24 protein-coding genes, 2 pseudogenes and 1 other annotated feature (1 of these 27 running past the window's edge) are annotated in these 24380 nt (G+C 37.7%); of the genes and pseudogenes, 3 read left to right on the top strand and 23 right to left on the bottom strand.

The features are described 5' to 3' along the window. Positions 1–146, bottom strand: a binding site (T-box leader) (it extends 66 nt beyond the left edge of the window). The 17 genes and pseudogenes from ACWPVZ_RS03895 to ACWPVZ_RS03815 all read right to left on the bottom strand — a co-directional run bounded on the left by ACWPVZ_RS03895 (position 133) and on the right by ACWPVZ_RS03815 (position 14577). Next, complete coding sequence (locus ACWPVZ_RS03895) at positions 133–1008, bottom strand: DivIVA domain-containing protein (protein WP_002890673.1); 876 nt, start codon at positions 1006–1008, stop codon at positions 133–135. It overlaps the preceding feature by 14 nt. 52 nt (positions 1009–1060) lie before the next feature. Beyond that, entirely contained in the window at positions 1061–1864 is an 804-nt protein-coding gene (locus ACWPVZ_RS03890) for a YlmH family RNA-binding protein (protein WP_293921825.1), read from the bottom strand. Next, on the bottom strand, positions 1864–2121 hold the full coding sequence (locus ACWPVZ_RS03885) for a YggT family protein (protein WP_002890670.1): 258 nt from the start codon (positions 2119–2121) through the stop codon (positions 1864–1866). The genes ACWPVZ_RS03890 and ACWPVZ_RS03885 overlap by 1 nt, the downstream gene beginning before the upstream one ends. A 3-nt stretch (positions 2122–2124) precedes the next feature. After that, positions 2125–2724 (bottom strand): cell division protein SepF, encoded by a 600-nt coding sequence (locus ACWPVZ_RS03880; protein ID WP_037600934.1) that lies wholly within the window; start codon positions 2722–2724, stop codon positions 2125–2127. Positions 2725–2728: 4 nt separating this feature from the next. Next, positions 2729–3412, bottom strand: a complete 684-nt coding sequence (locus ACWPVZ_RS03875; protein ID WP_002890668.1) for a YggS family pyridoxal phosphate-dependent enzyme — start codon at positions 3410–3412, stop codon at positions 2729–2731. A gap of 2 nt (positions 3413–3414) precedes the next feature. Beyond that, a pseudogene (locus ACWPVZ_RS03870) lies at positions 3415–3573 on the bottom strand (cell division protein FtsZ); the annotation flags it as partial. 74 nt (positions 3574–3647) lie between these two features. Continuing rightward, positions 3648–4737, bottom strand: a pseudogene (gene ftsZ, locus ACWPVZ_RS03865) (cell division protein FtsZ); the annotation flags it as partial. 28 nt (positions 4738–4765) lie between these two features. Further along, positions 4766–6142, bottom strand: a complete 1377-nt coding sequence (ftsA, locus tag ACWPVZ_RS03860) for a cell division protein FtsA (RefSeq protein WP_037600477.1) — start codon at positions 6140–6142, stop codon at positions 4766–4768. Positions 6143–6268: 126 nt separating this feature from the next. Next, the gene (locus ACWPVZ_RS03855; protein ID WP_454381004.1) at positions 6269–7411 is read right to left on the bottom strand and encodes a cell division protein FtsQ/DivIB; all 1143 of its coding nucleotides are present in this window, start codon (positions 7409–7411) and stop codon (positions 6269–6271) included. Positions 7412–7420: 9 nt separating this feature from the next. Next, positions 7421–8491 carry a UDP-N-acetylglucosamine--N-acetylmuramyl-(pentapeptide) pyrophosphoryl-undecaprenol N-acetylglucosamine transferase gene (locus ACWPVZ_RS03850; RefSeq protein WP_454381002.1) on the bottom strand — a complete coding sequence of 357 codons (1071 nt, stop codon included), beginning with the start codon at positions 8489–8491 and terminating at the stop codon, positions 7421–7423. 3 nt (positions 8492–8494) lie between these two features. Then, complete coding sequence (murD, locus tag ACWPVZ_RS03845) at positions 8495–9847, bottom strand: UDP-N-acetylmuramoyl-L-alanine--D-glutamate ligase (RefSeq protein ID WP_454381000.1); 1353 nt, start codon at positions 9845–9847, stop codon at positions 8495–8497. Between the two features lie 127 nt (positions 9848–9974). Then, positions 9975–10244, bottom strand: a complete 270-nt coding sequence (locus tag ACWPVZ_RS03840) for a DUF3165 family protein (protein ID WP_002890660.1) — start codon at positions 10242–10244, stop codon at positions 9975–9977. Between the two features lie 19 nt (positions 10245–10263). After that, a complete protein-coding gene (typA, locus tag ACWPVZ_RS03835; RefSeq protein ID WP_454380998.1) occupies positions 10264–12114 on the bottom strand; it encodes a translational GTPase TypA in 1851 nt (616 codons plus the stop codon). A 140-nt stretch (positions 12115–12254) separates the two neighbouring features. Continuing rightward, positions 12255–13223 carry an ROK family glucokinase gene (locus ACWPVZ_RS03830; RefSeq protein WP_037600464.1) on the bottom strand — a complete coding sequence of 323 codons (969 nt, stop codon included), beginning with the start codon at positions 13221–13223 and terminating at the stop codon, positions 12255–12257. Continuing rightward, positions 13216–13422 (bottom strand): YqgQ family protein, encoded by a 207-nt coding sequence (locus tag ACWPVZ_RS03825; RefSeq protein ID WP_454380995.1) that lies wholly within the window; start codon positions 13420–13422, stop codon positions 13216–13218. The genes ACWPVZ_RS03830 and ACWPVZ_RS03825 overlap by 8 nt, the downstream gene beginning before the upstream one ends. A gap of 107 nt (positions 13423–13529) precedes the next feature. Continuing rightward, positions 13530–13967 (bottom strand): Fur family transcriptional regulator, encoded by a 438-nt coding sequence (locus ACWPVZ_RS03820; protein WP_002884117.1) that lies wholly within the window; start codon positions 13965–13967, stop codon positions 13530–13532. Positions 13968–14055: 88 nt separating this feature from the next. Next, positions 14056–14577: a Dps family protein gene (locus ACWPVZ_RS03815; protein WP_195413660.1), complete on the bottom strand. Its 522-nt coding sequence runs from the start codon at positions 14575–14577 to the stop codon at positions 14056–14058. 109 nt (positions 14578–14686) lie between these two features. On the opposite strand from ACWPVZ_RS03815, the gene ACWPVZ_RS03810 reads away from it, so the two are divergent. Beyond that, positions 14687–15343, top strand: a complete 657-nt coding sequence (locus ACWPVZ_RS03810; protein ID WP_195413659.1) for a prepilin peptidase — start codon at positions 14687–14689, stop codon at positions 15341–15343. Positions 15344–15372: 29 nt separating this feature from the next. On the opposite strand, the gene ACWPVZ_RS03805 is transcribed toward ACWPVZ_RS03810, so the two are convergent. The 6 genes from ACWPVZ_RS03805 to ACWPVZ_RS03780 all read right to left on the bottom strand — a co-directional run bounded on the left by ACWPVZ_RS03805 (position 15373) and on the right by ACWPVZ_RS03780 (position 22524). Next, positions 15373–16818: a serine hydrolase gene (locus tag ACWPVZ_RS03805; protein ID WP_454380992.1), complete on the bottom strand. Its 1446-nt coding sequence runs from the start codon at positions 16816–16818 to the stop codon at positions 15373–15375. A gap of 41 nt (positions 16819–16859) precedes the next feature. Continuing rightward, positions 16860–17465 carry a superoxide dismutase SodA gene (gene sodA, locus ACWPVZ_RS03800; protein WP_049545964.1) on the bottom strand — a complete coding sequence of 202 codons (606 nt, stop codon included), beginning with the start codon at positions 17463–17465 and terminating at the stop codon, positions 16860–16862. A gap of 95 nt (positions 17466–17560) precedes the next feature. After that, the gene (gene holA / locus ACWPVZ_RS03795; RefSeq protein ID WP_454380990.1) at positions 17561–18595 is read right to left on the bottom strand and encodes a DNA polymerase III subunit delta; all 1035 of its coding nucleotides are present in this window, start codon (positions 18593–18595) and stop codon (positions 17561–17563) included. A gap of 67 nt (positions 18596–18662) precedes the next feature. Beyond that, positions 18663–21485, bottom strand: coding sequence for a phosphoenolpyruvate carboxylase (gene ppc, locus ACWPVZ_RS03790; RefSeq protein WP_002890650.1), 2823 nt, complete (start codon positions 21483–21485; stop codon positions 18663–18665). 173 nt (positions 21486–21658) lie between these two features. Next, positions 21659–22054, bottom strand: coding sequence for a DUF4430 domain-containing protein (locus ACWPVZ_RS03785; protein ID WP_037600447.1), 396 nt, complete (start codon positions 22052–22054; stop codon positions 21659–21661). After that, positions 22051–22524, bottom strand: coding sequence for a membrane protein (locus tag ACWPVZ_RS03780; protein WP_037597654.1), 474 nt, complete (start codon positions 22522–22524; stop codon positions 22051–22053). Before ACWPVZ_RS03780 ends, ACWPVZ_RS03785 begins: the two co-directional genes overlap by 4 nt. Positions 22525–22813: 289 nt before the next feature. Here ACWPVZ_RS03780 and ACWPVZ_RS03775 point away from each other — a divergent pair, with 289 nt between their 5' ends. Beyond that, on the top strand, positions 22814–23542 hold the full coding sequence (locus tag ACWPVZ_RS03775) for a metal ABC transporter ATP-binding protein (RefSeq protein ID WP_002884031.1): 729 nt from the start codon (positions 22814–22816) through the stop codon (positions 23540–23542). After that, positions 23532–24371: a metal ABC transporter permease gene (locus tag ACWPVZ_RS03770; protein WP_002884063.1), complete on the top strand. Its 840-nt coding sequence runs from the start codon at positions 23532–23534 to the stop codon at positions 24369–24371. The genes ACWPVZ_RS03775 and ACWPVZ_RS03770 overlap by 11 nt, the downstream gene beginning before the upstream one ends. Positions 24372–24380: the final 9 nt, after the last annotated feature.

Genomic DNA, 24380 nt, shown 5'->3' with positions numbered 1-24380 from the left:
GTAAGGAGGACCATCCTTCTAACTTACTTATTTCAGTTAGAATGCTTGAAAATGATAACTATCCAAATAGGGAATGTGGGACTCACACCATCTCCCACTCGCTGTTAATATACTTGGTAAGTTGTATTTTTCTTATTCGCTAATATTCAATTTAAACGTTTGTGTTTCGTTTAGATTAATTTCACCTGTTGTCTCAGGTTGCAAATCAAAATCTTCATCTACTGGTGCTGAAGTTGGGAAATCTGCCACTTCACTCTCGAAAGTGTCTGGAATACCAAACTCAACTGGAGTTGAAACAACTTCGTTTGTTTCATCAACTTCTGGACTAGAGAAATCTTCAACTTGCTTATTACTTTCAGCAACGCGACGTTGAAGTTCAGCCATTTCATCAGGAGTGAATTGACGAGTTGCATCAAATGAAGCTGCATCATTTGAATCAGGTACATGCTCATCCAAAACTTTTTCAACAACTTCTTTAAAGGCAGCATCTGAATTTTGAAGATAAATAGCTGTTGGTTGCAACAATTCACCCCATTCTGGAGCACTTGCTAAGCTAAGCTGACCTTCAACTGCAGCCAATAGGCGTTGGTGGAAGACACGACTTTGACGTTTAAGTTCTTCTGTTTCGATGGCAACACGTTTGGCTTCATCTGTTGCATCACGAAGAATTTCAGATGCCTTAGATTTAGCTTCTTCAACCAAATGAGTAGCATTGAAGTTAGCCTTATTAATCAAGTTAGCTGATTCGTCAGCCGCTGAAGCTTTAACTTTTTCTGCTGTTTCTTGAGCCAAAATAACTGATTGACTCAATGATTCTTTCATTTCATCAAAATAAGCCAATTTTTCTTCAAGCTCTTTTACACGAGCAGCAAGTTCACGATTGTCACGAACTAAATCTTCATAATCGTCTACAATAATATCAAGAAATTCATCAACTTCTTGCTCATTATATCCACGAAATTTAGTTGTAAACTGTTTATCTTTAATATCAAGTGCTGTAATAGCCATTACAGGCCTCCTTTATTTTTCATTACCATATTTAATGGTTTAAATTAAATAACTACTTTTTTCTCCGTCTTAACAGACTTTCAATAACGATTTTAGCTTTCCCGGACTTTGAAAATCCGTCTTGTTGAGCTAGTCGAAATCGACCATAACCTCTAATCGAAATCATATCACCAATAATAACTGCCTGATCAGCCTTCTCAACTTGTCTATAATTTAATTTTACTTTTCCTGAAGAAATAAGTTTTAAGGCGTTAGAACGAGATAGGTTTAATACCGTCGACAACACATTATCAAGACGCATACTGGAAAGTAAGACAAAAGTTTTTGAGTACTTTTCTTGATTTGAAATCCAATCGTCTTTACTTACTTCTTTTAGAGTAACCGAAACATTACCAATCTTAGTAATAGTCATTATCGCATAACTTGCTAAATGAGAAGCAATGTAAAATTGAACGCGTCCTTCTTCATCAAGAATAATATCTCCAAATACTTGACGATCAAGACCAAGCTGATTAAGCAGCGCTCCCAAAACTTTTGGGTGTGTCAATTTATTGAACTGTCTCGCATATAAGATTTCTAATCGTTTAATTTCAAAGTCATCTTCTTCAAGCTCGTAATATTCGGGAGCAAGTATCACTCTTCCATACTCTTCAGATTCAAGAGTTGAACTCACAAAAAATTTTAAATTGTAATAATGAGCCAACTCTTCAACAATCTGAATTTCACGAGGATTCAAGAAATCAGTTAAGTAAGGACTGTACCTCTCGTCAACTAAATGACAAAATCCCCTAACCTTCTCTAGAAAAGGCCGTTCATCTAACGAGTAATGCTGTTCAATTTTTTTAATATCTGACATCAGAGTAGAATAAATCTAAGAATTCTAAGTGAAAAGTTTAGTAGAAGTACAATTACGATTATTGAAAAATCAATACCAGCAAAAGCTAAATTCAGGCGACGAAATGGTGCGAGAATCGGTTGAACAATTTGTCTAATGATTCTTCCAAGGCTAGTATCATAAGCTCCTGGAAACCAGGATAACAAAGCATAGACTACAAGAAGAATCTCTATCACGTTAACAACACGTGCCCAAATAACATAAAGTAATACTGACATCACTTAACGTCTCTTCATGTCGAAGTCAAAATTAGCTTCTTGGTTACCGTGAGCCAAACCAATCTCTTCAATGTCAACTACGACATTAATTGGCGTAAGCAAATACATTGAAGAGCCGACTTTTTGCAAGTTGCCTGTAAGTACCTTGCTAGCACCATCAATAAAGTCAAGACAACGACGAGCTTGCGCTTCCAACATATATTGAAAATCGATTAAAACACATTCATTTTCAATCAATAGTTCTACAATTTCCTGAGCATCTTCATACTTTTTAGGATATTTAATTGCAATTGTTGTTTTAGTTGTATTCATTTGTTGTGGTCCCTGATTTGCTTGTGAACGACTCAGAGGTAAACTACGAAGGACTTGAGTTTCCTGTAAGTCTGAATTAACATGTTGGCGACGAGGAGGGACTGTTGCCTGAGAACGCTCAGGTTGACGTTGCTGACGAGGAGGTGGTGTCTGCACAGGTCTCTGTGCTTTTACTGGACGTGCTTTTACTGGACGTTCTTTAGCCTCTTCTTTAGCAGCATCTTCATAATCTGTTACTTCGTCGGTATCAAAATATGAAACAATTTTATCAATTGCGTCTTTTAATGCCATAAGGTTATTCTCCGTTCTCTTTAAAGAATGCACTGCCTATTCTGACAAAGGTTGATCCATTCTGAATAGCCATGTCATAGTCTCGACTCATCCCCATGCTTAACTGATCACAAGGAACATTCTTTAGTTTTTTCTCTTGAATTGATTGTCTAAGCTCATTTGTCTCAGAAAAAATCTTATCAAGTTCTTGAGCATCTGCATCAATTGGAGCCATAGTCATTAGTCCAACTATACAAATGTTATCAAGATTTTCAATTTGTTTTAGAACAGTATCAAGTTCTTCAGCTGAAAAACCATGTTTTGATTCCTCCCCTGAAACGTTAACTTGTAGGAAGCAATTAATAGTATGGTCGGCACGCTTTTGAATTTCCTCCGCTAATTTAACAGAATCCAAAGCATGAAAATAATCAACTAAATTAATAACATCCTTTACTTTACGACGTTGCAAGGTACCAATAAGGTGCCAAGTCAAATCATAATTTTTTAAAGCTTGATACTTATCTAAGAATTTATCAACACGATTTTCAGCAATGTGCTTAATTCCCGTTTGAACCAATTCCTCAGCGACATCACTTGAAACATATTTGGTTACGGCAATAATATTGACTTCATCACTAGAGCGATTAGCCTTTTCACATGCTTCTTTTACCGCTTGATAAACATTATTTTTATTCTCTTCTACAGTCATTATTAACGATTTTTAAAGAATGGTGGTGTCTCCAATTCATCATCATCTTCGACATCACTTGAGAATGTAGACATAGTCAATTGACTATCTAGTTGACCAGTTTCAGGACGAGAAATATTATCACGTCTCAAATCCCAATTACCAAAAGCTGACTGCTCCTGTTGAGGAGCTGCTGCTGCAGGACGAACTCCTGGTTGTGGCATTGAAGGTGTTTCATTATAGTCAAAATTTGGTTGACGTTCAAATGAAGGTTGAGAGACTGGACGTTGTTCTTCTTGAACAACTTGTTGAGTAGGAGCTGATGGTTGTGAAGGAGCTGTAGTCACTTTACGTGGTTGAGCTTTGATACCAGATACTTTTTCAGCACGATCTTTGCGAACACCAGTTGCAACAACTGTTACACGGATTTCATCTTTCAATGTATCATCGATTGATGTACCAAGCCAAATGTTAACACCGTTACCAGCTGCTTGACCAACAATTTCAGAAGCTTCTTCTGCTTCTGTAAGCGTCATATCAAGACCACCAGTTACGTTAACGATAACATCTTCTGCACCATCAATAGTAGTTTCAAGAAGTGGTGAATAGATTGCTTTGCGTGCAGCTTCAACAATACGTTCTTCACCAGACCCAATACCGATACCCATAAGTGCATTACCTTTATTGGCCATAACTGTTTTCACATCGGCAAAGTCGAGGTTAATCAAACCTGGGTTAGTGATAAGGTCTGTAATACCTTGGACCCCTTGACGAAGAACATTATCTGCTTCACTAAGAGCTTCAAGAAGAGGTGTTTTCTTATCAACGATTTCAAGAAGGTTATTGTTAGAGATAATAAGAAGGGTATCAACTTGCTCACGCAACTCTTGAATCCCTTCGACAGCAAAGGCACCACGTTTGTTACCTTCAAATCCAAATGGACGTGTCACAACTGCAACTGTCAATGCACCCAAACTTTTCGCAATACGTGCAATAACTGGTGCTGCCCCTGTACCAGAGCCACCACCCATACCAGCAGTGATAAAGACCATATCAGCTCCTGTAAGTGCTTCTGTAAGTGTTTCTTCACTTTCTTCAGCTGCCTTACGACCAACTTCAGGTTGACCTCCAGCACCAAGGCCACGAGTCAATTTAGGACCCAATTGGATTACTGTTTCTGCTTTAGAAGAACTGAGTGCTTGAATATCAGTATTAGCTGCAATAAATTCAACACCAGCAAGACCTTCTTCAATCATTCGGTTGATAGCGTTTCCGCCACCTCCACCGACACCGATAACTTTAATTACCGCACCTTGAACTGATGCGCTATCAAATGAAAAACTCATTTTATTTCCTCGCTTTTACTAGATTCAATTAATCAAACATACTGCCGAAAATTCCACGAACACGATCACCAAGTTTTTGTTTTTGTTCATGATTTTCTTCTTCAACTGGCAGAGGTACCTCAATAGTGTTCTCAACAGGAATAGGATTTGGTTGAGGAGCCACTCGAGGTGCTGGAGCAGGAGTTCTATCAAAACTCAAGGAAGGAGCCTCATTGTCGATTGGTTTACGACGTAGATACTCTTCACCAGACACAGCCTGTTGCGCGATGATGTCAACTTCTGTAAGAAGACCAACATACTCAACAAGACTAATCACATTTGCAAACATTGGATTACGGATACCAACTTGGTTTGGCACGTAAAGTTTAACATTTGTTTCAAAAATCTCTTGAGCAACTTCAACCACACCTGGCATGATAGCTGTTCCACCTACAAGGACAATGCCACCAGGCAAATCAAGTAGACGTCCTCGAGTCAAGTCTTGTTTAACTCTATCAAGGATATGCTTCACACGAGCTGAGATAATCTCAGCAAGGTATTTTTCTGTAATTTCAACAGGTGAATTCTCACCTACAACCTCTACTTGGACAGTTTCTGTTTCACTTGCTTCTTCAATATCTGCATTACCAAAATTGAACTTAAGCGCTTCAGCAATCTGCATTGAAGTCTTCAAAACTTTTGAAATATCCTTAGTGATGTACTCGCCACCTTCAGAATAAATATTGGTAAATTGAAGTTCTTGAGCACGCATGCTTGCAACAGTTGTTTGACCGCCACCCATATCAATAACAGTAGCACCAAACTCACGTTCACCTTCATTTAGAACAGCACGTGTCATTGCAAGAGGAGAGATGATAATATTCTCTACTTGAATACCAGCACGTTCAACTGTCTTACGAAGGTTGTGAAGAATTGTTGTTGGTCCTGTATAAATGAGACCTCTCATTTCAAGACGAATCCCCATCATTCCACGAGGATCACGAATTCCTTGGAAGCCATCAACAATAAACTCTTCAGGAACTAGTGAGATAACCTCACGCTCAGGTGTAATGCTCTTTGTCAAGGCTGAGCGAACAACACTTTCAACATCTTCATCTTTGATTTCTTTTGATTCACTTGTTACAGGAATCATACCTTGTGTAGGCTCAATTTGAAGAAGATTAGCTGGAAGCCCAACGTTCACTTGCTCAATAACAATCCCAGCTTTTTCCTCTGCTTGTTCAATAGCTGTTTTGATTGTTTTCGCTGCAGCGTCAATGTCAACAATGATGCCATCTTTCACACCAGAACTCTTAACATTACTTACCCCGATGACATTCATTGATCCATCAATAAACTCAGCAACAAGAACCTTAATCGAGCTAGTTCCTATATCTAATCCTGTAAAAAAGCCATCTCTAGCCATTCACTCGACCTCTCAATCTTTCCATTCAATATCTTTGTAAACTGTATAAAAACAGAATTATTCGGATACTATTGTACCATAAAAAAACGTAAAATGTCAGCATTTTACGTTTTTTATTATTCAATATTAGCCTTGAGCAGGGGAAGGACGAAGAGTTGTTTCTTGACCAACAGTTAGATTTTCCTGTCCTTGAATACCCGGATTTTCAGAATTAGACTCTTCCTCAGAATGCTGTTCAGTTGATGTTGTAGTATCTTGATCTTCTTCAGAAGTTTTATTTTCTTCCTTTTTATCAGTCTTATCTTTGTCTTTCTTTTTATCCCCATCAGTTTTTGATGATTCAACCTCAGGAGTCGTTGTATAAAGTCCAACTTCCATATCAACAATACTTCCATCTGAAAGTTGGCTCTTAATTTTCTCGTAGTAAGGGAGCTTAACCGTTAATTGAGAAAGAGGAACACGAATGGAATTGCCATCATACAACTCAATCGTTAGTAAATCTGAAGTTGCTTTAGTTGGCGTAAGATTAATAATTTGAATATTATTCTTGATTTTTGAATCAAGTTTATTTAATTCTTTTACTAAATCTTCGATTTTCTTCTCGTCATCCATCTTTAAAGTGATGAATTTATCAGGTAGATTGCTAGTTGAAACCGTTCCTCCTGTCTTACCACTTTCAAGAATAGAAACATAACCATTTGTAGTTTGACGATAAGCAACAATTGGGTATTCTTTTACTGCAATATTAAATTGATTTGGAAAACTATAAGTTACTGTAGCCTTTTTAACCCAAACATTGGTTTTTTCAACAGTTGATGCAACCTTTCCTTGGTTGAAAAAGACATGAGTGATATAGTCTGTATCAAGAATTCCACTTGCAACTTTCACATCTTCTGGTAGAGCATTTTTTGTTCCTGATACAGTGAGAACCTTTTGTTTTGACCAAGGTGAAATAAAGAAAAGTGAAAATACGATTAGGATTGCAGCGATAAAAATAACTAGTCCCGCAAGATTTTGTTGTGCAATTGGAATATTACTACTCGTATTCCCTTTTTTTCGTTTCCTCTTTTTGGTCTTTTTTTTCTTTCTAACCTTCTTTTTCACTGGTGGCTGGCTCTCATTTGAAGTCGCTCCTTCTGAATGAACGACCTTCCCATTCGCAAATTCTTCAGAATCTCCGGTTTCTTTTTTTCTCAAAAATTCGAGGTTTCTCTTCTGCCACTCTGTGAGAACTTGTTTTTCTTGTGATTCTTGATCCTTTTTTGCCATGAAATTCCTTTATTTTTTTGAAATACTAGTCACTAATAGGTTATAAAAATCATCAGGAGAAGTAATTTCCTCAGATTTAGCCATAGCTTCTTTGTAAGTCTCTGCATGTTCAACAAGTTGTTCAAGCTCATGATTTAAGGTTTCCCAACTTAACTCTGCTTCCTGTAATTGACGTGCGTACCCTTTTCGTTCAAAATAGGCAGCATTTTCAAGTTGGTCTCCTCGGCTAGCTTCTTTCCCTAAAGGAATAATTAAATGAAGTTTTTTCATAGCTAACAATTCAAAAATCGTATTTGAACCACCACGAGTGACAACTAAATCTGCCGTATCCATAAGAGGTTGATACAAATCTGTCACATAATCAACTCTATAAAGATGACGTTCTAAAGTATTCAATGAAGAGTCCCCAGAAATATTAATGACATTATATTTTTCAGTCAGTTGTGGAGTATTACTAATAAAATCATTAAATACCTTTGCACCAGCTGATCCACCTATGAAAAGTACAGTTTTTAACTTGTCATCAAACTGTACTTTAATCTTATCAAGAGCATCAAACTGATTGGACGTTGCCATCCCTACCTTTGTAATAGCACCTACATGTTTTGTCTTCGCCAATCCTTTAGATTGTTCAAAAGTCGTAAACATAGTAGTCGCAAATTTATAGGCAATCTTATTGGCCAAGCCCATAGAAAGATCAGACTCATGCACATATACAGGAACGCCTAATAACTTAGAAGCAATTACCGGTGGCACTGAGACAAATCCACCTTTTGAAAAGAGTGCTTGAGGACGAATCTTGGCAATAATTGCAATTGACTGTAGAATCCCCCAACCAACTTTAAAGACATCCAACATATTTTGCCATGAGAAATAACGACGTAGTTTACCTGTAGCAATACTATGGAATGTCACATCCAAGCCAGATTTATCAATTTGCTCGTGTTCAATTCCGTGCTTATCACCAATATAGTGCACTTCCCATCCATCTTTTAGAAATTTTGGAATTAAGATAAGATTTAAAGTCACATGTCCAACAGTTCCACCACCGGTAAAAACAATTTTTTTCGCTTTTGCCATAGCCTATCCCTTCAATTGCTCAACAGTTGTGATAAATTCGTCACCACGCACTTCAAAATTCTTGTACATATCCCAGCTTGCATTTGCAGGGCTCAACAAGACAACATCTCCTGCGCTGGCTTGATCAAAAGCAATACGTGTCGCATCTGCCACATCTTTGGCATCAAGATAAGTTACTCCTGCTTTATCAGCAGCACGCTTGACACGAGGAGCTGATTCCCCTAAAATCACCATTTTCTTAAGATCGGTAATGTCAGGAATGAGTTCATCAAATTCATTACCACGGTCCAAACCACCAGCAATCAAAATAACTTTACTATTATCAAAACCAGAAAGTGCTTTTTGTGTCGCTAAAATATTAGTTGACTTACTATCATTATAGAATTTCACTTCATCGATAGTATCAACGAATTGGAGACGGTGCTTAACACCACCAAAACTTGTGAGGGTTTCCTTTATAGCTTGGTTTGAAACACCTGACAATTTTGCTACAGCTATAGTTGCCAAGGCATTTTCAACATTGTGACTACCAGGAACGCCAATTTCATCAGCTTGCATCACTAATTCACCTTTGAAGTAAAGAGCACCATTTTCAAGATAGGCACCATCTACTTTTTCCACTGTTGAGAATGGAACTACTTGTGCCTTAGTTTGTGTAGCTAATTCCTTAGCTAAATCTTGATTGAAGTTCAAAACAACAAAATCATCCACAGTCATTTGACTTTGAATATTCCACTTGGCAGCCACATATGCTTCAAAACTACCATGATAGTCAATATGTGTCGGCATCAAGTTAGTAATCACAGCAATATGTGGATGGAAGCTGTCAATCCCCATCAATTGGAAAGAAGACAATTCCATAACTAAGGTATCTTGATTAGTTACTGACTGTGCAACTTCTGACGCAGGGAAACCAATATTCCCAGACAAGACACCTGATTTACCACCATGATTTAGGACATCAGCAATCATAGTTGTCGTTGTTGTCTTACCATTTGACCCTGTAATACCGATAATAGGTGCTTCAGATACTAGATAGGCCAATTCCACTTCAGTCCAAACAGGAATACCTTTTTCTAGTGCACTAGCTACCATTGGATTGTCATAACGAATTCCAGGATTTTTCACCATTAATTCAAAATTTTCATCCAAAAGTTCAAGAGGATGTCCGCCGCAAACAACCTTAATGCCTTCTTCAAGAAGGGCTTGAGCCGATGGATTTTCCTCAAATGGTTTACCATCATTTACTGTGACAATAGCACCCAACTTAGCCAATAGGCGGGCAGCTGCTTCACCAGATTTAGCCAAGCCAAGGACCAAAACTTTTTTATTTTCAAATTGTGTTACTGATTTCATAATTCGTCCATTCTCTCAAATTGTATCATAATCATTTTACCCTTTATCCCAAGCTATTTCAAGGAGTTACCTCTTCTTGGTAAAAGAAAAAGCCAATCTATCAGACTGACTTTTAATCTCATGCTACTTATTTATCTTCATGCTCAGCTTTTTCATGATTAAGCTCGGACATGGCGAAAAAATCTTTCAAGGTGAAATAGCTCAATACAAGCATTCCAACTGTAACAAAGAACTCACCAGGTAGGCTGAAGAATTTAATGATTGATAGCACTGCTAAAAGTAGGAGCAATGCTAAGGTAGCCATGACAAAGAGAAGATTCATGGTGTTTTTTACCGACTTTGGTGCAATAAAGAAATAGAATGATGCAATCAATACAGCAACAATCAGATAAAACATCTCTTCTCCTCTCTATATATTATTCAGCTTCTGCTGCTTTTTTCTTACGTTTATTGGCTTTATCACGCTCTGCTTTATTCAAAATTTGTTTACGCAAGCGGATAGATTCAGGCGTTACTTCCATGTATTCATCATCATCCAAGAATTCAAGTGATTCTTCAAGAGTCAAGATACGTGGAGTCTTGATAACAGCCGTTTGGTCCTTAGTTGCTGAACGCACGTTTGTCATTTGTTTTGCTGTAGTGATATTGACACCAAGGTCATTTTCACGAGCATTTTCACCAACAATCATACCTTCATAAACTTCAGTACCTGGGTTAACAAAGATTGTACCACGTTCTTCAATACGCATAATTGAGTAAGTTGTCGCTTTACCTGTATCGATAGAAACGAGAGCACCACGGTGACGTCCACCAATTTCACCAGCAACAACTGGCAAGTATTGGTCGAAGGTATGGTTCATGATACCGTAACCACGTGTCATAGACAAGAATTCAGTAGAGAATCCGATAAGTCCACGAGCTGGTACAAGGAAGATAAGGCGAGTTTGACCGTTACCAACCATTTGCATATCAAGCATGTCACCTTTACGTTCTGAAAGGGCTTGGATGATAGAACCTTGGTACTCTTCTGGAGTATCAATTTGAACACGTTCAAATGGCTCACATTTCACGCCATCAATTTCTTTGATGATAACTTCTGGACGAGACACTTGAAGTTCGTATCCTTCACGACGCATTGTTTCAATAAGGATAGACAAGTGCAATTCACCACGACCTGATACAGTCCATTTATCTGGAGAATCAGTTGGATCAACACGAAGAGAAACGTCTGTTTGCAACTCTGCCAAAAGACGCTCTTCAACCTTACGTGATGTCACGTGTTTACCTTCACGGCCGACAAATGGTGAGTTATTCGCCAAGAAAGTCATTTGAAGTGTTGGTTCGTCAATACGAAGAACTGGCAATGGTTCAACAGCATCAGTTGGTGTAATTGTTTCACCAACGAAGATGTCTTCCATACCTGAGATGGCAATCAAATCACCAGCTTTTGCTTCTTCAATTTCACGACGTTCCAAACCAAAGAAACCGAAAAGTTTAGTAACACGGAAGTTCTTTGTTGTTCCATCAAGTTTTGAAAGGGTAACTTGGTCACCAACTTTTACAGTTCCACGGAAGATACGTCCAATACCGATACGACCAACGAAATCATTGTAGTCAAGAAGCGACACTTGGAATTGAAGAGGCTCATCTGAGTTATCTACAGGAGCTGGGATGTGATCAATAATAGTGTCAAAGATTGGAGCCATAGTGTGCTCTTGATCAGCAGGGTTATCTGACAATGATGATGTACCGTTAATCGCTGACGCATACACAACTGGGAATTCCAACTGATCATCATCGGCACCAAGCTCGATGAAGAGTTCAAGAACTTCATCAACAACTTCTTCAGGACGTGCTGATGGTTTATCAATCTTGTTAACAACAACGATAGGTGTCAAGTTTTGCTCAAGCGCTTTTTTCAGCACAAAACGTGTTTGAGGCATTGTACCTTCGTAGGCATCGACAACAAGGACAACCCCATCAACCATTTTCATGATACGTTCAACTTCTCCACCGAAGTCCGCGTGACCTGGTGTATCCATGATGTTGATACGTGTACCGTTATAAGCAACGGCTGTATTTTTGGCAAGAATTGTAATTCCACGTTCTTTTTCAAGATCGTTTGAGTCCATTGCACGCTCATCAAGCTCTTTACGCTCATCAAGAGTGTGTGATTGTTTCAACAATTCATCAACAAGTGTTGTTTTACCGTGGTCAACGTGGGCAATGATGGCTACGTTACGGATATCTTCTCTAAGTTTAGTCATTTTTTCCTCTTTAATTTTTATTTCAACTTTTAAAGTATACCACATTTTCAACAAAATGGCAGAGCTCAGCTGATTGTAAACGTTTTTCAACAAGAAAAAGGTGCTATCCACCTATAATTGGTCAGACACACCTTCTGTCATTAGTTATCAATTGTAAGTGCAAGACTAGCAGCTCCAATAATACCAGCATCATTTCCAAGCTCTGCTAATTTCACTTTTGTTGTACGGCGAACTTGTGGGAATGCATAACGTGTAAAGTATCCTTCAACACGGCTACGCAAGAATTCACCAGCTGCTGAAACACCACCACCGATTACAACTGAATCTGGGTTAAGAATGTTTGAAATGTTTGCTGTTGCAAGTCCGAGGTATTGAGAGACTTTATCAACAATGCTATTAGCAAACTTATCACCTTCAGCAGCAGCTACGAAGATATCTTTACTTGTCACTTGCTCACCATTATCTACAGCAGCTTTAATAGAAGAGTTCCCTTCGTATCCTTCTGCCAAATGACGTGCTAAACGTACAACACCTGTTGCTGAAGCTACAGTTTCCAAACACCCCTTGTTTCCGCATGTACATTCAAATCCTGTTTCAGGTTCAACAATAATGTGACCAATTTCACCACCAGCACCGGCAACACCATGAATTAAATTACCATCAGCGATAACACCGCCACCAACACCTGTACCCAATGTTACAAAGACAACATCTGGATTGTTAGCACCAGCACCAACCCAACGTTCCCCCAGTGCAGCCACATTAGCATCATTATCAATAGCGAATGGAATACCAAGTTCTTTTTCAATGACAGAGCCAACTTCTTGAGTTTCTGCCCAGTTCAAGTTAAAAGCACCCGTTACTGTTTTATTTTCACGGTCAACTGCACCTGGAGATCCCATACCAATTCCAATGAAGTCTTCAGCAGTAAGTCCATACATTTCCAAACGGTGTTTCAAAGATTCTACAATGTTAGGAACGATGTGGCGACCATTTTCAAGCGTATTTGTCTCAATAGCCCATTTTTCTTGCACTTCACCTTCCGAAGTCAAAATACCAAACTTAACAGTTGTTCCACCAAGGTCAATTCCTAAGAGTTTTTTAGCCATTTTCTTTCTCCATTTCAATGCGATGTTCACGTCGTAAAATCATTTCAGCAGTAAGATAGTTGTCCTTGTCAACTAAATCATTCTGGTAGAGGGCTTCTAATTCAATCTTCATCATTTCGATATCATAGAGCCTTTTCCCTAGGTAAACCACTATGCCAAACTGTTTCAACAACTGTTGAACGTCATATAAAGTTTTCATAGCAATATTTTAGCAAAAAGCTTCTGCCATGACAAGATAGTTTTGAAAACCTTTACAGATTATTGTATACTTCAAGACTTAAAAAACCTAAGTCATTAAGACTCAGGTTATTGACAGTTTGGGCAAATCCCATGTAATATCATCTGTTCACGAGTAATGCGAAAGCCAGTTTGTGATTCTACCTCTTCCTTGAAAGACGGAATTGGTAGGTCTAAGTCGGTAATGTGACCGCATTTTTCACAAACAATATTTAAGTGATCATGTCCCATAAAATCATAATAGGTTGTATTATCATTATTAACCTTAATTTCAGAGACAATCCCTTCTTCAACCAACACCTTCAGGTTGTTATAGACCGTCGCCAAGCTCATCCCAGGATTGTCAGGGAGAAGGTCATAATATATCACATCTGCACTAGGGTGTTGATCAGACATCATCAAATAACGAATAACAGCTTTACGAGATTCCGTCAACCGAATTCCCTTAGCTTTTAACTGATTTAGGACATCTTCATAAACGCCTAGACTACGTCGATGCTCAGACATATCGCCGCCTCCCTTCTTCTAAAAGTATTTTAAGTTCATTATACACTTTTAGAGGAACTCTTGACAATCATCTTAACTCAAAATTTGATTATTTCAAGCCTGGTGCTTGTCCAAGTTCAGCAGTCAACATCCAGATTGTCTTATCAATTTCAGATTTAGCTGCAGTGAAGATATCATTTGAAGGAGCATCTCCTTCTGTATCTGTGATATCCAAACCAACTTGGAACAATACTGACAAATATTTGTATGTATCAACCAATAATTGAATTTGATCAGACATCGGTTTATCAAATGTGCCAGTAGTTTCAGTCAAGCCTGAATTAGATGAAAATTCTACCAAAGTTGAGTATGGTTCCCCACCGATAGTAATCAAACGTTCACTAATAACATCAAGATGAGCATTCAAACTATCCATCAATTCATCCATTTTTGGATGAAGATAGAGGAAACCAGGACCACGCATATACCAATGAACTTGGTGAACAATTGAAGCTGCTACAGACAAATCAGCAACTGCTTGATTCAAAACTGCTTTAGTTTTTGTATTTGCTGGAGTTTCAGCTTGTTGGTTAACTGTTTCATTGATTGTTTCTTTAATTGAATCTACCATATTAATTCTCCTTATTTAGAATTACTATTATTTACACTTTCATTTTAGAATATTTCTAAATAATATGCAAGTGAAATGCTTTTTCTCATTCTTTTTCGAATAATTAGGTATGTTAAGCATTATTTATTTTTTTCTAGGAGCCTCTTTAGGCTCATTTATCGGACTAGTTTGTGATCGTTTTCCTGAGAACTCGATTATTTTTCCTAGTAGTCACTGTAGCCATTGCAAGCATCAGTTGCGTTTTTCCGAGATGATTCCTATCCTCTCACAACTTTTCTTAAGATCTCGATGCCGTTCATGTCAGTCTCCTATCCCTTTTCGTTACCTCTTTATGGAACTATTTTGTGGGGTAATATGTCTTCTATATTTCTATGACTTTTTAAGTCTTGAAGTAACCTACTTTCTTTACTTCAGCCTTTGTTTATCTATTTTTGATTTGAAACAGAAATCCTATCCACTTCTGATCTGGATAGTTGGAACAGTCCCACTCCTATTCATGGGCAACTATTACCTCACATTTGTCATAGGGATAATCCTCGCTTTCCTTTCTTTTATAAAACATCTAAATATTGGGGAAGGTGATTTTCTCTACTTAGCAAGTGCCTCACTTATTTTCCCATTTTCAAAAATACTTCTAACTATCGAGCTTGCGTGCCTATTAGGGCTAGCGTACTTCCTTATACGAAGAAATCTTAAGGAATGTATCGCATTTGTCCCATTTCTTTTTCTAGGGATTGTACTTCTTACCTTTTATTCAATTGTATAGAAAAAAGCCGATAAACTCGGCTTTCTTTATTAGTTCATATTAACACGGTGCCACTCATTAATAACATAAGAGAGCATTCCTAATTGTTGGAGACCCCAACCGCTGATTTCATCTGAATTTTCAGTTGATCCACCAAGGTAACGTGTATAGATTGCAACCATATAAGGTGTATCTTCCATAACGATAGCATCAACGTTAAGTGCTTCACGGACATAACCTGGTTTTTGATAAATTGTCAGATTAGGAAGATACGTCTTGTAGTACTCATTAGGGAATGACTCACCAATGTAGTGGAGAATATCCTTGTAATTATCTTGGTGTTTCCAAAGGTAATCCAAAACTTGGATGTAATAATCCGTCGTTGTCTTATTACCATGCATTTGGATAGTTTTCACTTCACCTTTTGATTTACCATATTTATCAAGCATACCATAGAATTTTTCCATACCACCAAGGCGTTCCGCCAAAGCATAGGCTGGAGTATTCTCAGAGTAAACAAGAGAATACTCTTGCATTTCTGGAATAGTCATTGAACCACCGAAAGCAGCAACATAATTATCATGTTCGCCTTGATACTCATACTCAGTATTAGTAATATCAAAACGTTCAGTTAAAGAAAGTTTTCCTTTATTAACCTCATCCATGACAAGCATGTTTAGTGGCAATTTATAAGTTGATCCTGCAGTCATTGGCTGAGTATCATTCATAGAGAATTGCTCATTTGTCTTGGTATTTTTATATGAAAAGGCAATTTGGCTAGACTCGATACCTTGGTCAGCCATAAAAGCTTCAACCACTTGGTTCAATGTCATGTTAGCATAATCATAATACAAGCCATTACCATTCATGGTATCTGCATCTGCTTCCATGACTGCTTGTTTAGCTTCAGCTGATTTATTAGTTGGAGTTACCTTTTCCTCTTTTTCTTTGTCTTCTTTTTTAGTGACTTTAGAACTAGAGCCGAAGATATTTCCAAGGCTACCGGTGTGACCAGCTTGTTTACCACGTCCTGCTAAAGCAAGCATGGCAACAAACAAAAGTATTACCAGAACACCTAGGAAGGCTAAGATAAGATATGCTTTTTTATCATCACGAGATGATTTTGATTTAGATTTCTTAGAGCGTTTACTTCTAAGTGCCAAGGTTTCAGTTTTTGTTTCATTTTCCTTGTGCTCAACTGGTACTACTGTTTCTTCAGCTACTTTTTTGTCTGCTGATTTTTTAGAAACCTTTTTTGTATCTTTTTTCGCTTCTTTTTTGTTGGCCTTTTTAGCGCCTTTTTTGACATCTTTTTTAGTATCTTTAGTGTCTTTCTTGACGTCTTGTTGAAGGTCTTGTTTTACCGAATCTTTCTTTTTATCTTTAGTTTTTCGGCGACTTCCACTGTACTTCTTGCTTGAATGTTTTTTCTTTTTTTCATAACAATAATAGTTTAAGCTATAATTCACTAAAAAGCAAGGAGATTTTACAATCATATTACAAAAAATTATCCCCAATAGTGAGGATAATTTTAAACTTATTTAGCTGCTGCATAAAGCTCAGCAACTTTATTCCAGTTAATGATTTCAAAGAATGCTTTGATGTAGTTTGGACGTACGTTACGGTAGTTTAGGTAGTAAGCATGCTCCCAAACATCAAGCGCCAAAATTGGTTTCTTACCGTCTGAGATAGGAGTGTCTTGGTTAGCAGTTGAAACAACTTCAAGTTTACCTTCATCGTTAACAACAAGCCATGCCCAACCTGAACCAAAACGAGTTGTTGCTGCTGCTGTGAAAGCTTCTTGGAAGGCTTCAAATGATCCGAAAGCTTCGTTAATAGCAGCTGCTACTTCAGCAGTTGGTTCTTGTTTTTCAGGAGACAAAAGTTCCCAAAAAAGTGCGTGGTTAAGGTGTCCACCACCATTATTAATAAGTGCTTGACGAATATCAGCTGGGATTTGTTCCACATCAGCCAAAAGTGCTTCAAGGTCTTCACCGATTTCTGGGTGTTTTTCAAGAGCAGCATTAGCATTTGCTACATAAGTTGCATGGTGTTTATCGTGGTGAAGAGTCATTGTTTCAGCATCAATGTATGGTTCCAAAGCATCATATGCGTAAGGAAGGTCTGGAAGGATAATTGCCATAGTAAAGGTCCTCTTTTCATTTTTTCTTCATTTTACCGTAAAGTGGTAGAGCTTTCAAAAATTTTGCTTACAAAATCATAGAAAACTCTAAACCTCTAGCGGTTTGATAGAATTTTTAAAAGTGCTAAATCAAACAAGTAGTCTTTATCTAAAGTTCCTGTTTTTATCTGGTAATCTGTCTCTATTAAAATCTTAATCGTCATCTTTAAGAATGCTACTGATAAGGGACGGCTATCTCTCAGTGCAAAACGAACCTGAAACTGATTAACTTTACGCCCTAGATAATCTGAGAGACTTGAAACAATTTGCTGCTCACTTTTACCTTGAGCAGATAAAAGTTTAACCTGTAAATAGGTACGAAACTGTCCCAACATAACAGCAATCAACTTAATCTCATCTTCACCCTGTAGCCGTAAATCATGAACCAATTCACGAACGCTCTGAATCTGTCCTCGTATAAGAAGTTGCGTCATATCAAAAATGTTATCTTGCAAACTTTTCGGAATAGCCTCAGCAATGTCCTGTGATGAGATATTCCCTTCAGTTTTATATCCCTTTAGAAAAGCTAAGTTTTTTTGAACATCTGAAAAATCAAAATTTGACTTGATTAAAAGTTCCTCAAAAACTCCTGTATCAAAAGTAAGCCCCTCTTGATGCGCCTGCTTTTGAAAATAGGTTCTAAGTTCTGCATCTTTTAAAGGACTAGCTTCAAGCACCATGGCATCACGTTTGAGAAGTTTGACTAAACGACGCTTTCCATCTAGCTTTCCTGCAGACATTAAGACAAGACGAGTTGTTTCAACAGGAGACTCAAGATAATTTTCAAGACGCTTCAACTCTTTCTCATCCAGATACGACTTTTTAGCAGTAGTCATATCTGCGAAATGATCAAAAATGACCACCTTCTCATCGGCAAAAAAAGGCATACTTTCTAAATCGAGCTCAGCATCTTGATAATCAGTCTCTGACATATCAAAATAAGAATAGGTCAAGTCACTGGGATCGAAACCAATTTGTTTTAAAAATTTTTCTTTAGCTTGACTATACTGCCCTAAATCCTCACCAGCCAAGACAGTTATCATGGGAAGCTTTTCTTTGGACAGCTTTTCAATCGTTTCTATAGCAATCATGGTCCTATTATAACAGAAATTTTCCCATAACAAAAAGCCCACCACTAAAGTGATGAACTTTACTTGATTAACCAGAGTTACGAAGACCTGTTGCAATACCATTGATGGTAATGTGAATAAGGCTAATTTCGTCATCGGTCAAATCATTGTTACGAAGACGTTTAATCAATTCAATTTGGATGTAGTTCAAGACATTGAAGTATGGCAAACGGAAGTCCAAACTTGCTTTAAGTGACGGACTCTCATCTAGGAAGCCATCATGTTTTTCAATCGCAAGAATGACATCTTTAGTCAACTGCCACTCATCCAAAATAATATTGAAGACACTACGAACTTCTTCACTTTCTGCCAATTGTGCATAGTGGAAGGCGATATTCATATCTGATTTTGAAAGCACCATGTCTACGTTTGACAAAAGTGAACGGAAGAATGGCCATGTTTCAAACATATGTTGAAGTTTCTCGAGGTTGCCTTCTTCAGCTTGGATAAAGCGATTAAAGGCAGAACCCACACCATACCAACCTGGGAACATGATACGGTTTTGTGACCATGAGAATACCCAAGGAATCGCACGAAGACCAGAAATTTCAGTAATAGTCTTACGAGCAGCTGGACGAGAACCAATATTCAAACTTGACACTTCTTTGATAGGACTAGCTTCAAAGAAGTAATCGTAGAAATGTTCATTTCCAAAGACAAGGTCACGATAAATAACATTTGAATCGTGAACAATTCCGTCCATAACCTCACGGAAATCAACCAATTCTTCTGGATCGGCAATTTGACGTGTCACCATACGGTCAAGAGCAGCTGAAACAAGCATTTCAAGATTGTAGTAAGCAGCATCCTTGTTGCCATATTTATTACCGATAACCTCACCTTGTTCAGTCAAACGGATACGGTCTTTAATGGTACCAAACGGTTGAGACGTAATGGCATCGTATGATGGGCCACCACCACGACCGACAGTACCACCACGACCATGGAAGAAGGTAATCTTAATACCACGCTCTTCACCAATCTTAGTCAATTCGTTTTGAGCTTTGTAAAGCGTCCAACCTGAAGACAAGTAACCACCATCTTTGTTAGAGTCTGAGTAACCCAACATGATTTCTTGGTAGTTATTGCTATTCTTAATCCAACGTTTAACGATATCATAACCAAGGTATTGTTTCATGATATCATTAGAGTTTTCCAAGTCTTCGATAGTTTCAAAAAGTGGAACGATTTGGACACGCGCACGTTCTGTATCAACCAAGCCAACTTCTTTAAGAAGGATAGCCAACTCAAACATATCAGAAACGCTCTCAGTGTGAGAGATAATATGTTGTTTGATGACATCTTCACCAATATAGTCTTTCAAGAGACGAGCTGTACGGAAGATTGCCAATTCTTTTTCAAGAATTTCTGACTTAGGCACATTAGTTGATGACAAAGTACGAGGATCTTCTTGCAATTCTTTGAGAAGAACCGCAACCTTTTCAACCTCAGTCAATTCACTATAGTTATCAACAATATTAGCAGACTTAAGCAATTCTGCCACACAAGTTTCATGAACGCTTGAATCCTGACGCATATCGATTGTAGCAAGATAGAAACCAAAGACTTCTACAGCTTGGAGAAGCTCTTCAAAATCACCTGAAATTAAGACAGCATCGTCGTTTTCAAGAAGTGAATTTTTGATTGCCAAAAGATCATCATGGAAATCCTCAGCTGTTTCATAAAATTCAGTCGTTTGTTGTGAGACAGCTTGAAGACTTTGGCTGAGACGTTGTTGCACGTAATCAGCTACTACTTCACCCGTTGAAGCTGAGCCTAGACGAACATTTTCAGAAAGACGTTTAGCAACTCTTTCCTTGCTAAAGTTTCCTTCTTTAAAGAAAAGAAGTGTCTGAATCAACTTAGACTGGATGTAACTGAAAGCACGACGGTAAGGTTCATTTTCACGATAAACAGATGTATCTGGAGAATGTTTCGCCATCTCTGCTACTGTATCTGAAACCTCAGTCAAGCGTGATGAGAGGGAGAATGAACGGTAAAGATTATCAACTTTTTCGATATAGTAATTGAGGATAACTTCACTTTGTACTGTTGCAGAAAGTTTAAGAGTTTCTGCTGTTACAAATGGGTTCCCGTCACGGTCACCACCAATCCACATCCCCATAGTAATAGGTGTTGGATTGTCAAGTTTGATACCTTTTTCAACCGCTAAACGTTTGAATTCATGCGATAAGTTCGTAATCGCCTTAATCAATGAGGAGTTATAATACTCCATAACGTTAGTGATTTCGTTTTTAACCTTAAGTTTTTTCTCACGAATGATATCTGTTTGCATCATGATTTCTACATAACGACGCAAATCTGCATACCATTTATCCTTGTTGATAAGACCAGCCTTAACATCACGATGCTTACGGAGAAGTTCGTGAATGTGGTTAGTCAATTCAAGCATGGTTTTACGTTGAACCTGAGTTGGGTGGGCTGTCAATACCGGCACGACATTGACATGTTCAAGAATGTCACGTGCATTTTCACTTTCAGCGACAACATCAAAGGTTTCAGACAACTTACCTAGATAAGATTCATCAATATTGTTCTTGTGGTTGACTTCATAAGCCAAATCCACGTCTTCAGAGATATTAATCAAAAGAGGTAACAAAGAGAAATAACGTGATGCAACGACCATATCGTCATTTGTCATTTCTGAAATGGCTTGTGTAAGGGCCACATAGTCACCTTCATCATAAAGTTCAACCAAATGTTGGATAGTTGTGAGACCTTGCTCTCCAGCCATGCCTCGTGTTGCATCATCCAACAATTCTTTCAAGATACCAACTTCTTCAGAGATGATTTCCTGGTTGTTACTGCTTTCCAATTTGTTAAAAGCCAAACCTTATTCTCCTTACTTTATGTAGTACCCTCTTATCATATCACTTTTAAAACAAAAGTAAACTATTTTCCTTTAAATCGTCAGTTATTTTGCAATTTTCCGACTTTTTCAAACAAATTTTCAAGGCTATTTCCGAACTTTATAAAAAAGACTCTGAAACAGAGTTCAGAATCTTAATTATACTTTTCTTGATAGAATTTGATTTCATCGCCATCTTCAACCTTAAGTTGGTTGGCTGCTTTTTCACCAAGTTTACCATTGACATCAAACATCCAATAGATTCCCTTATCTTTATCTTGAGAAATACCATCAATCTCAGTGATGAAGCCATCGTTTTCTTGAACAGGATATACCTCTTCCAATACATCAAGCACTGTATCACCTTTTTGGATTTCTACTGATTTTTTCTTACTTTCCTTATCTGTTTTCAAAATCAAAGTCACTTGACCTTGAACCTTAGACTGATGATTATTTGTGCTGCTAGTAAGTTTAGCTGCCTCATTTTTTCCACAGGCTACTAGAGTAACAAGTGATAAAGCAAGAAAAATATATGTCGCTATTTTTTTCATTTCAAAAACCTCCTAAAAATAGACTGGATGAATGGATAGAATAGAAGCGTCGATACTGCATGATAGGTGTCGTAAAGAAGACCAGAGATCACAAAGGTAAGACCACTCTTAAATAGGAGGCCATAACTGTAATCCATGAGAACTCCGTAGAGAAAGGACAAAAGAGTTACCAAAGCTATCTGCCAAACAAGTGATAACCTAGGTGCAATCAAACTCCAAAGAGCCATCAATACTCCGAAAGCCAGAATCTGATTAAAGACCCAGGGACCAAAACCAAAGATGAATCCTGAGATGGCCATGGTTAAAGCCATAATCAAGAGACCATCTACCAAGCCCAAATAAAGAACAGCCACAAAAAACATAGCTGTAATAGGCTGAATATTTGGCAATCCTATAAATGCTGACCGTAATCCTACTGCCAGAGCTGACAGAATAGCTATCCGAGCCATTCGTTGAATCGTTAATTTCATATATCTATTATGCCAGAAATAAGGAAATATGACTAGTTTTAAAAAATAAAAACTAAAGATTTCTTGAAATACAAAGTGAGATCGTACAAATTGTAGAAAATAACATTCCTTGTTGCCTCTCCCAAATATCAAACAGTTTGAGCAGGCTGAATATTTGATATAAAAAGTGTTCTCTCATTCACTATCCTCTGTCACCTTGATAACAGTAAATAATTAAGTTCAATTAATTACAAAAGTTAACTTGACTTAATTATTATTTTAAAGTATATTAAACTCAAGGAGGTAGCTAATGATTCAAATTGAAAATATTAATGTGTCTTATCAACAGACATTAGCTCTGGATAATATCACCTTAAACTTGGAGGGACCTAGTATTACTGGAATTATTGGACCAAATGGTGCTGGTAAATCAACTCTAATTAAAGCATTAATTGGTATTATTCCTCACTCTGGAAAAATCCTTTTCAATAAACAACCTATTCATCAGCAATTGAATCGTATTTCCTATGTTGCACAGAAGGCTGATATTGATTTTAACTTTCCGATTACTGTCAGAGAGTGCATCTCTCTAGGACTCTATCCCAAAACCAAGTTCTTTAAACGTCTATCTAAGAGTGATTGGTCTAAGGTCACAGATGCTTTAACACTACTCGGTCTAAATGATTTGGCTCATCGACAAATAAGCCAATTATCAGGAGGTCAATTTCAACGTGTTCTAATCGCTCGTTGTCTTGTACAAGAGGCTGATATTATTTTATTAGATGAACCCTTTGTAGGGATTGACTCCGTTAGCGAAGATATTATCATGAACACCTTGAGAGAACTTAGGGACAAAGGTAAGCTTATTCTTATTGTCCACCATGATTTGAGCAAAGTTCCTCATTATTTTGACCAAGTTATCCTCCTAAATCGTAAACTGATTGCTAGTGGGCCTACTAATCTTATTTTTAATGAGGATAATCTCCGTAAAACCTACGGTAACAGTTTATTTTATAAAGGAGATGTAAATGATTTCTGAATTTATTGATGGTTTGCTAAATTTCCACTTCTTACAAAATGCTCTTATAACGGCTTTAGTTATTGGAATTGTCGGGGGTGCTGTTGGTTGTTTTATTATTCTAAGAGGGATGTCACTTATGGGTGATGCAATTTCACATGCGGTTCTACCTGGGGTAGCCATTTCCTTTATCTTGGGTATTAACTTTTTCATAGGAGCCATCATCTTTGGACTTTTAGCTTCTACAATGATTACCTATATCAAAAGCAATTCCATTATTAAGAGTGACACGGCAATTGGGATTACCTTTTCGAGCTTTCTAGCTCTCGGTATTATTCTCATCGGTGTTGCTAATAGTTCCACAGATCTCTTTCATATTCTCTTCGGGAATATTCTAGCTGTACAAGACATGGATATGTGGATAACGATTATCGTTTCACTTCTCGTACTAGCAACTATTACAATCTTCTTTCGCCCTCTACTCCTAACATCCTTTGATCCAATTTTGGCCAAGTCTATGGGAGTTAAGGTCACCTTCTACCACTACTTACTTATGGTTATTCTAACCTTGGTTTCTGTAACTGCCATGCAGAGTGTTGGCACTATTCTTATTGTGGCACTTTTAATTACACCGGCTGCCACTGCCTACCTTTATGTTCATAGCCTAAAAACAATGATTCTTCTCTCATCAGGATTGGGGGCTCTGGCATCTGTTCTAGGTCTTTTTATCGGCTATAGTTTTAATATTGCAGCTGGTTCGAGCATTGTATTAACGTCTGCTCTACTCTTTCTCATCAGCTTTTTCATCGCCCCAAAACAAAGTGGCATGAATAAAACTTCTAAACAATAAAAAATAGGA

The sequence above is a fragment of the Streptococcus sp. Marseille-Q6379 genome (genome assembly GCF_965119505.1).
This window is presented reverse-complemented; position numbering and strand designations above follow the sequence as displayed.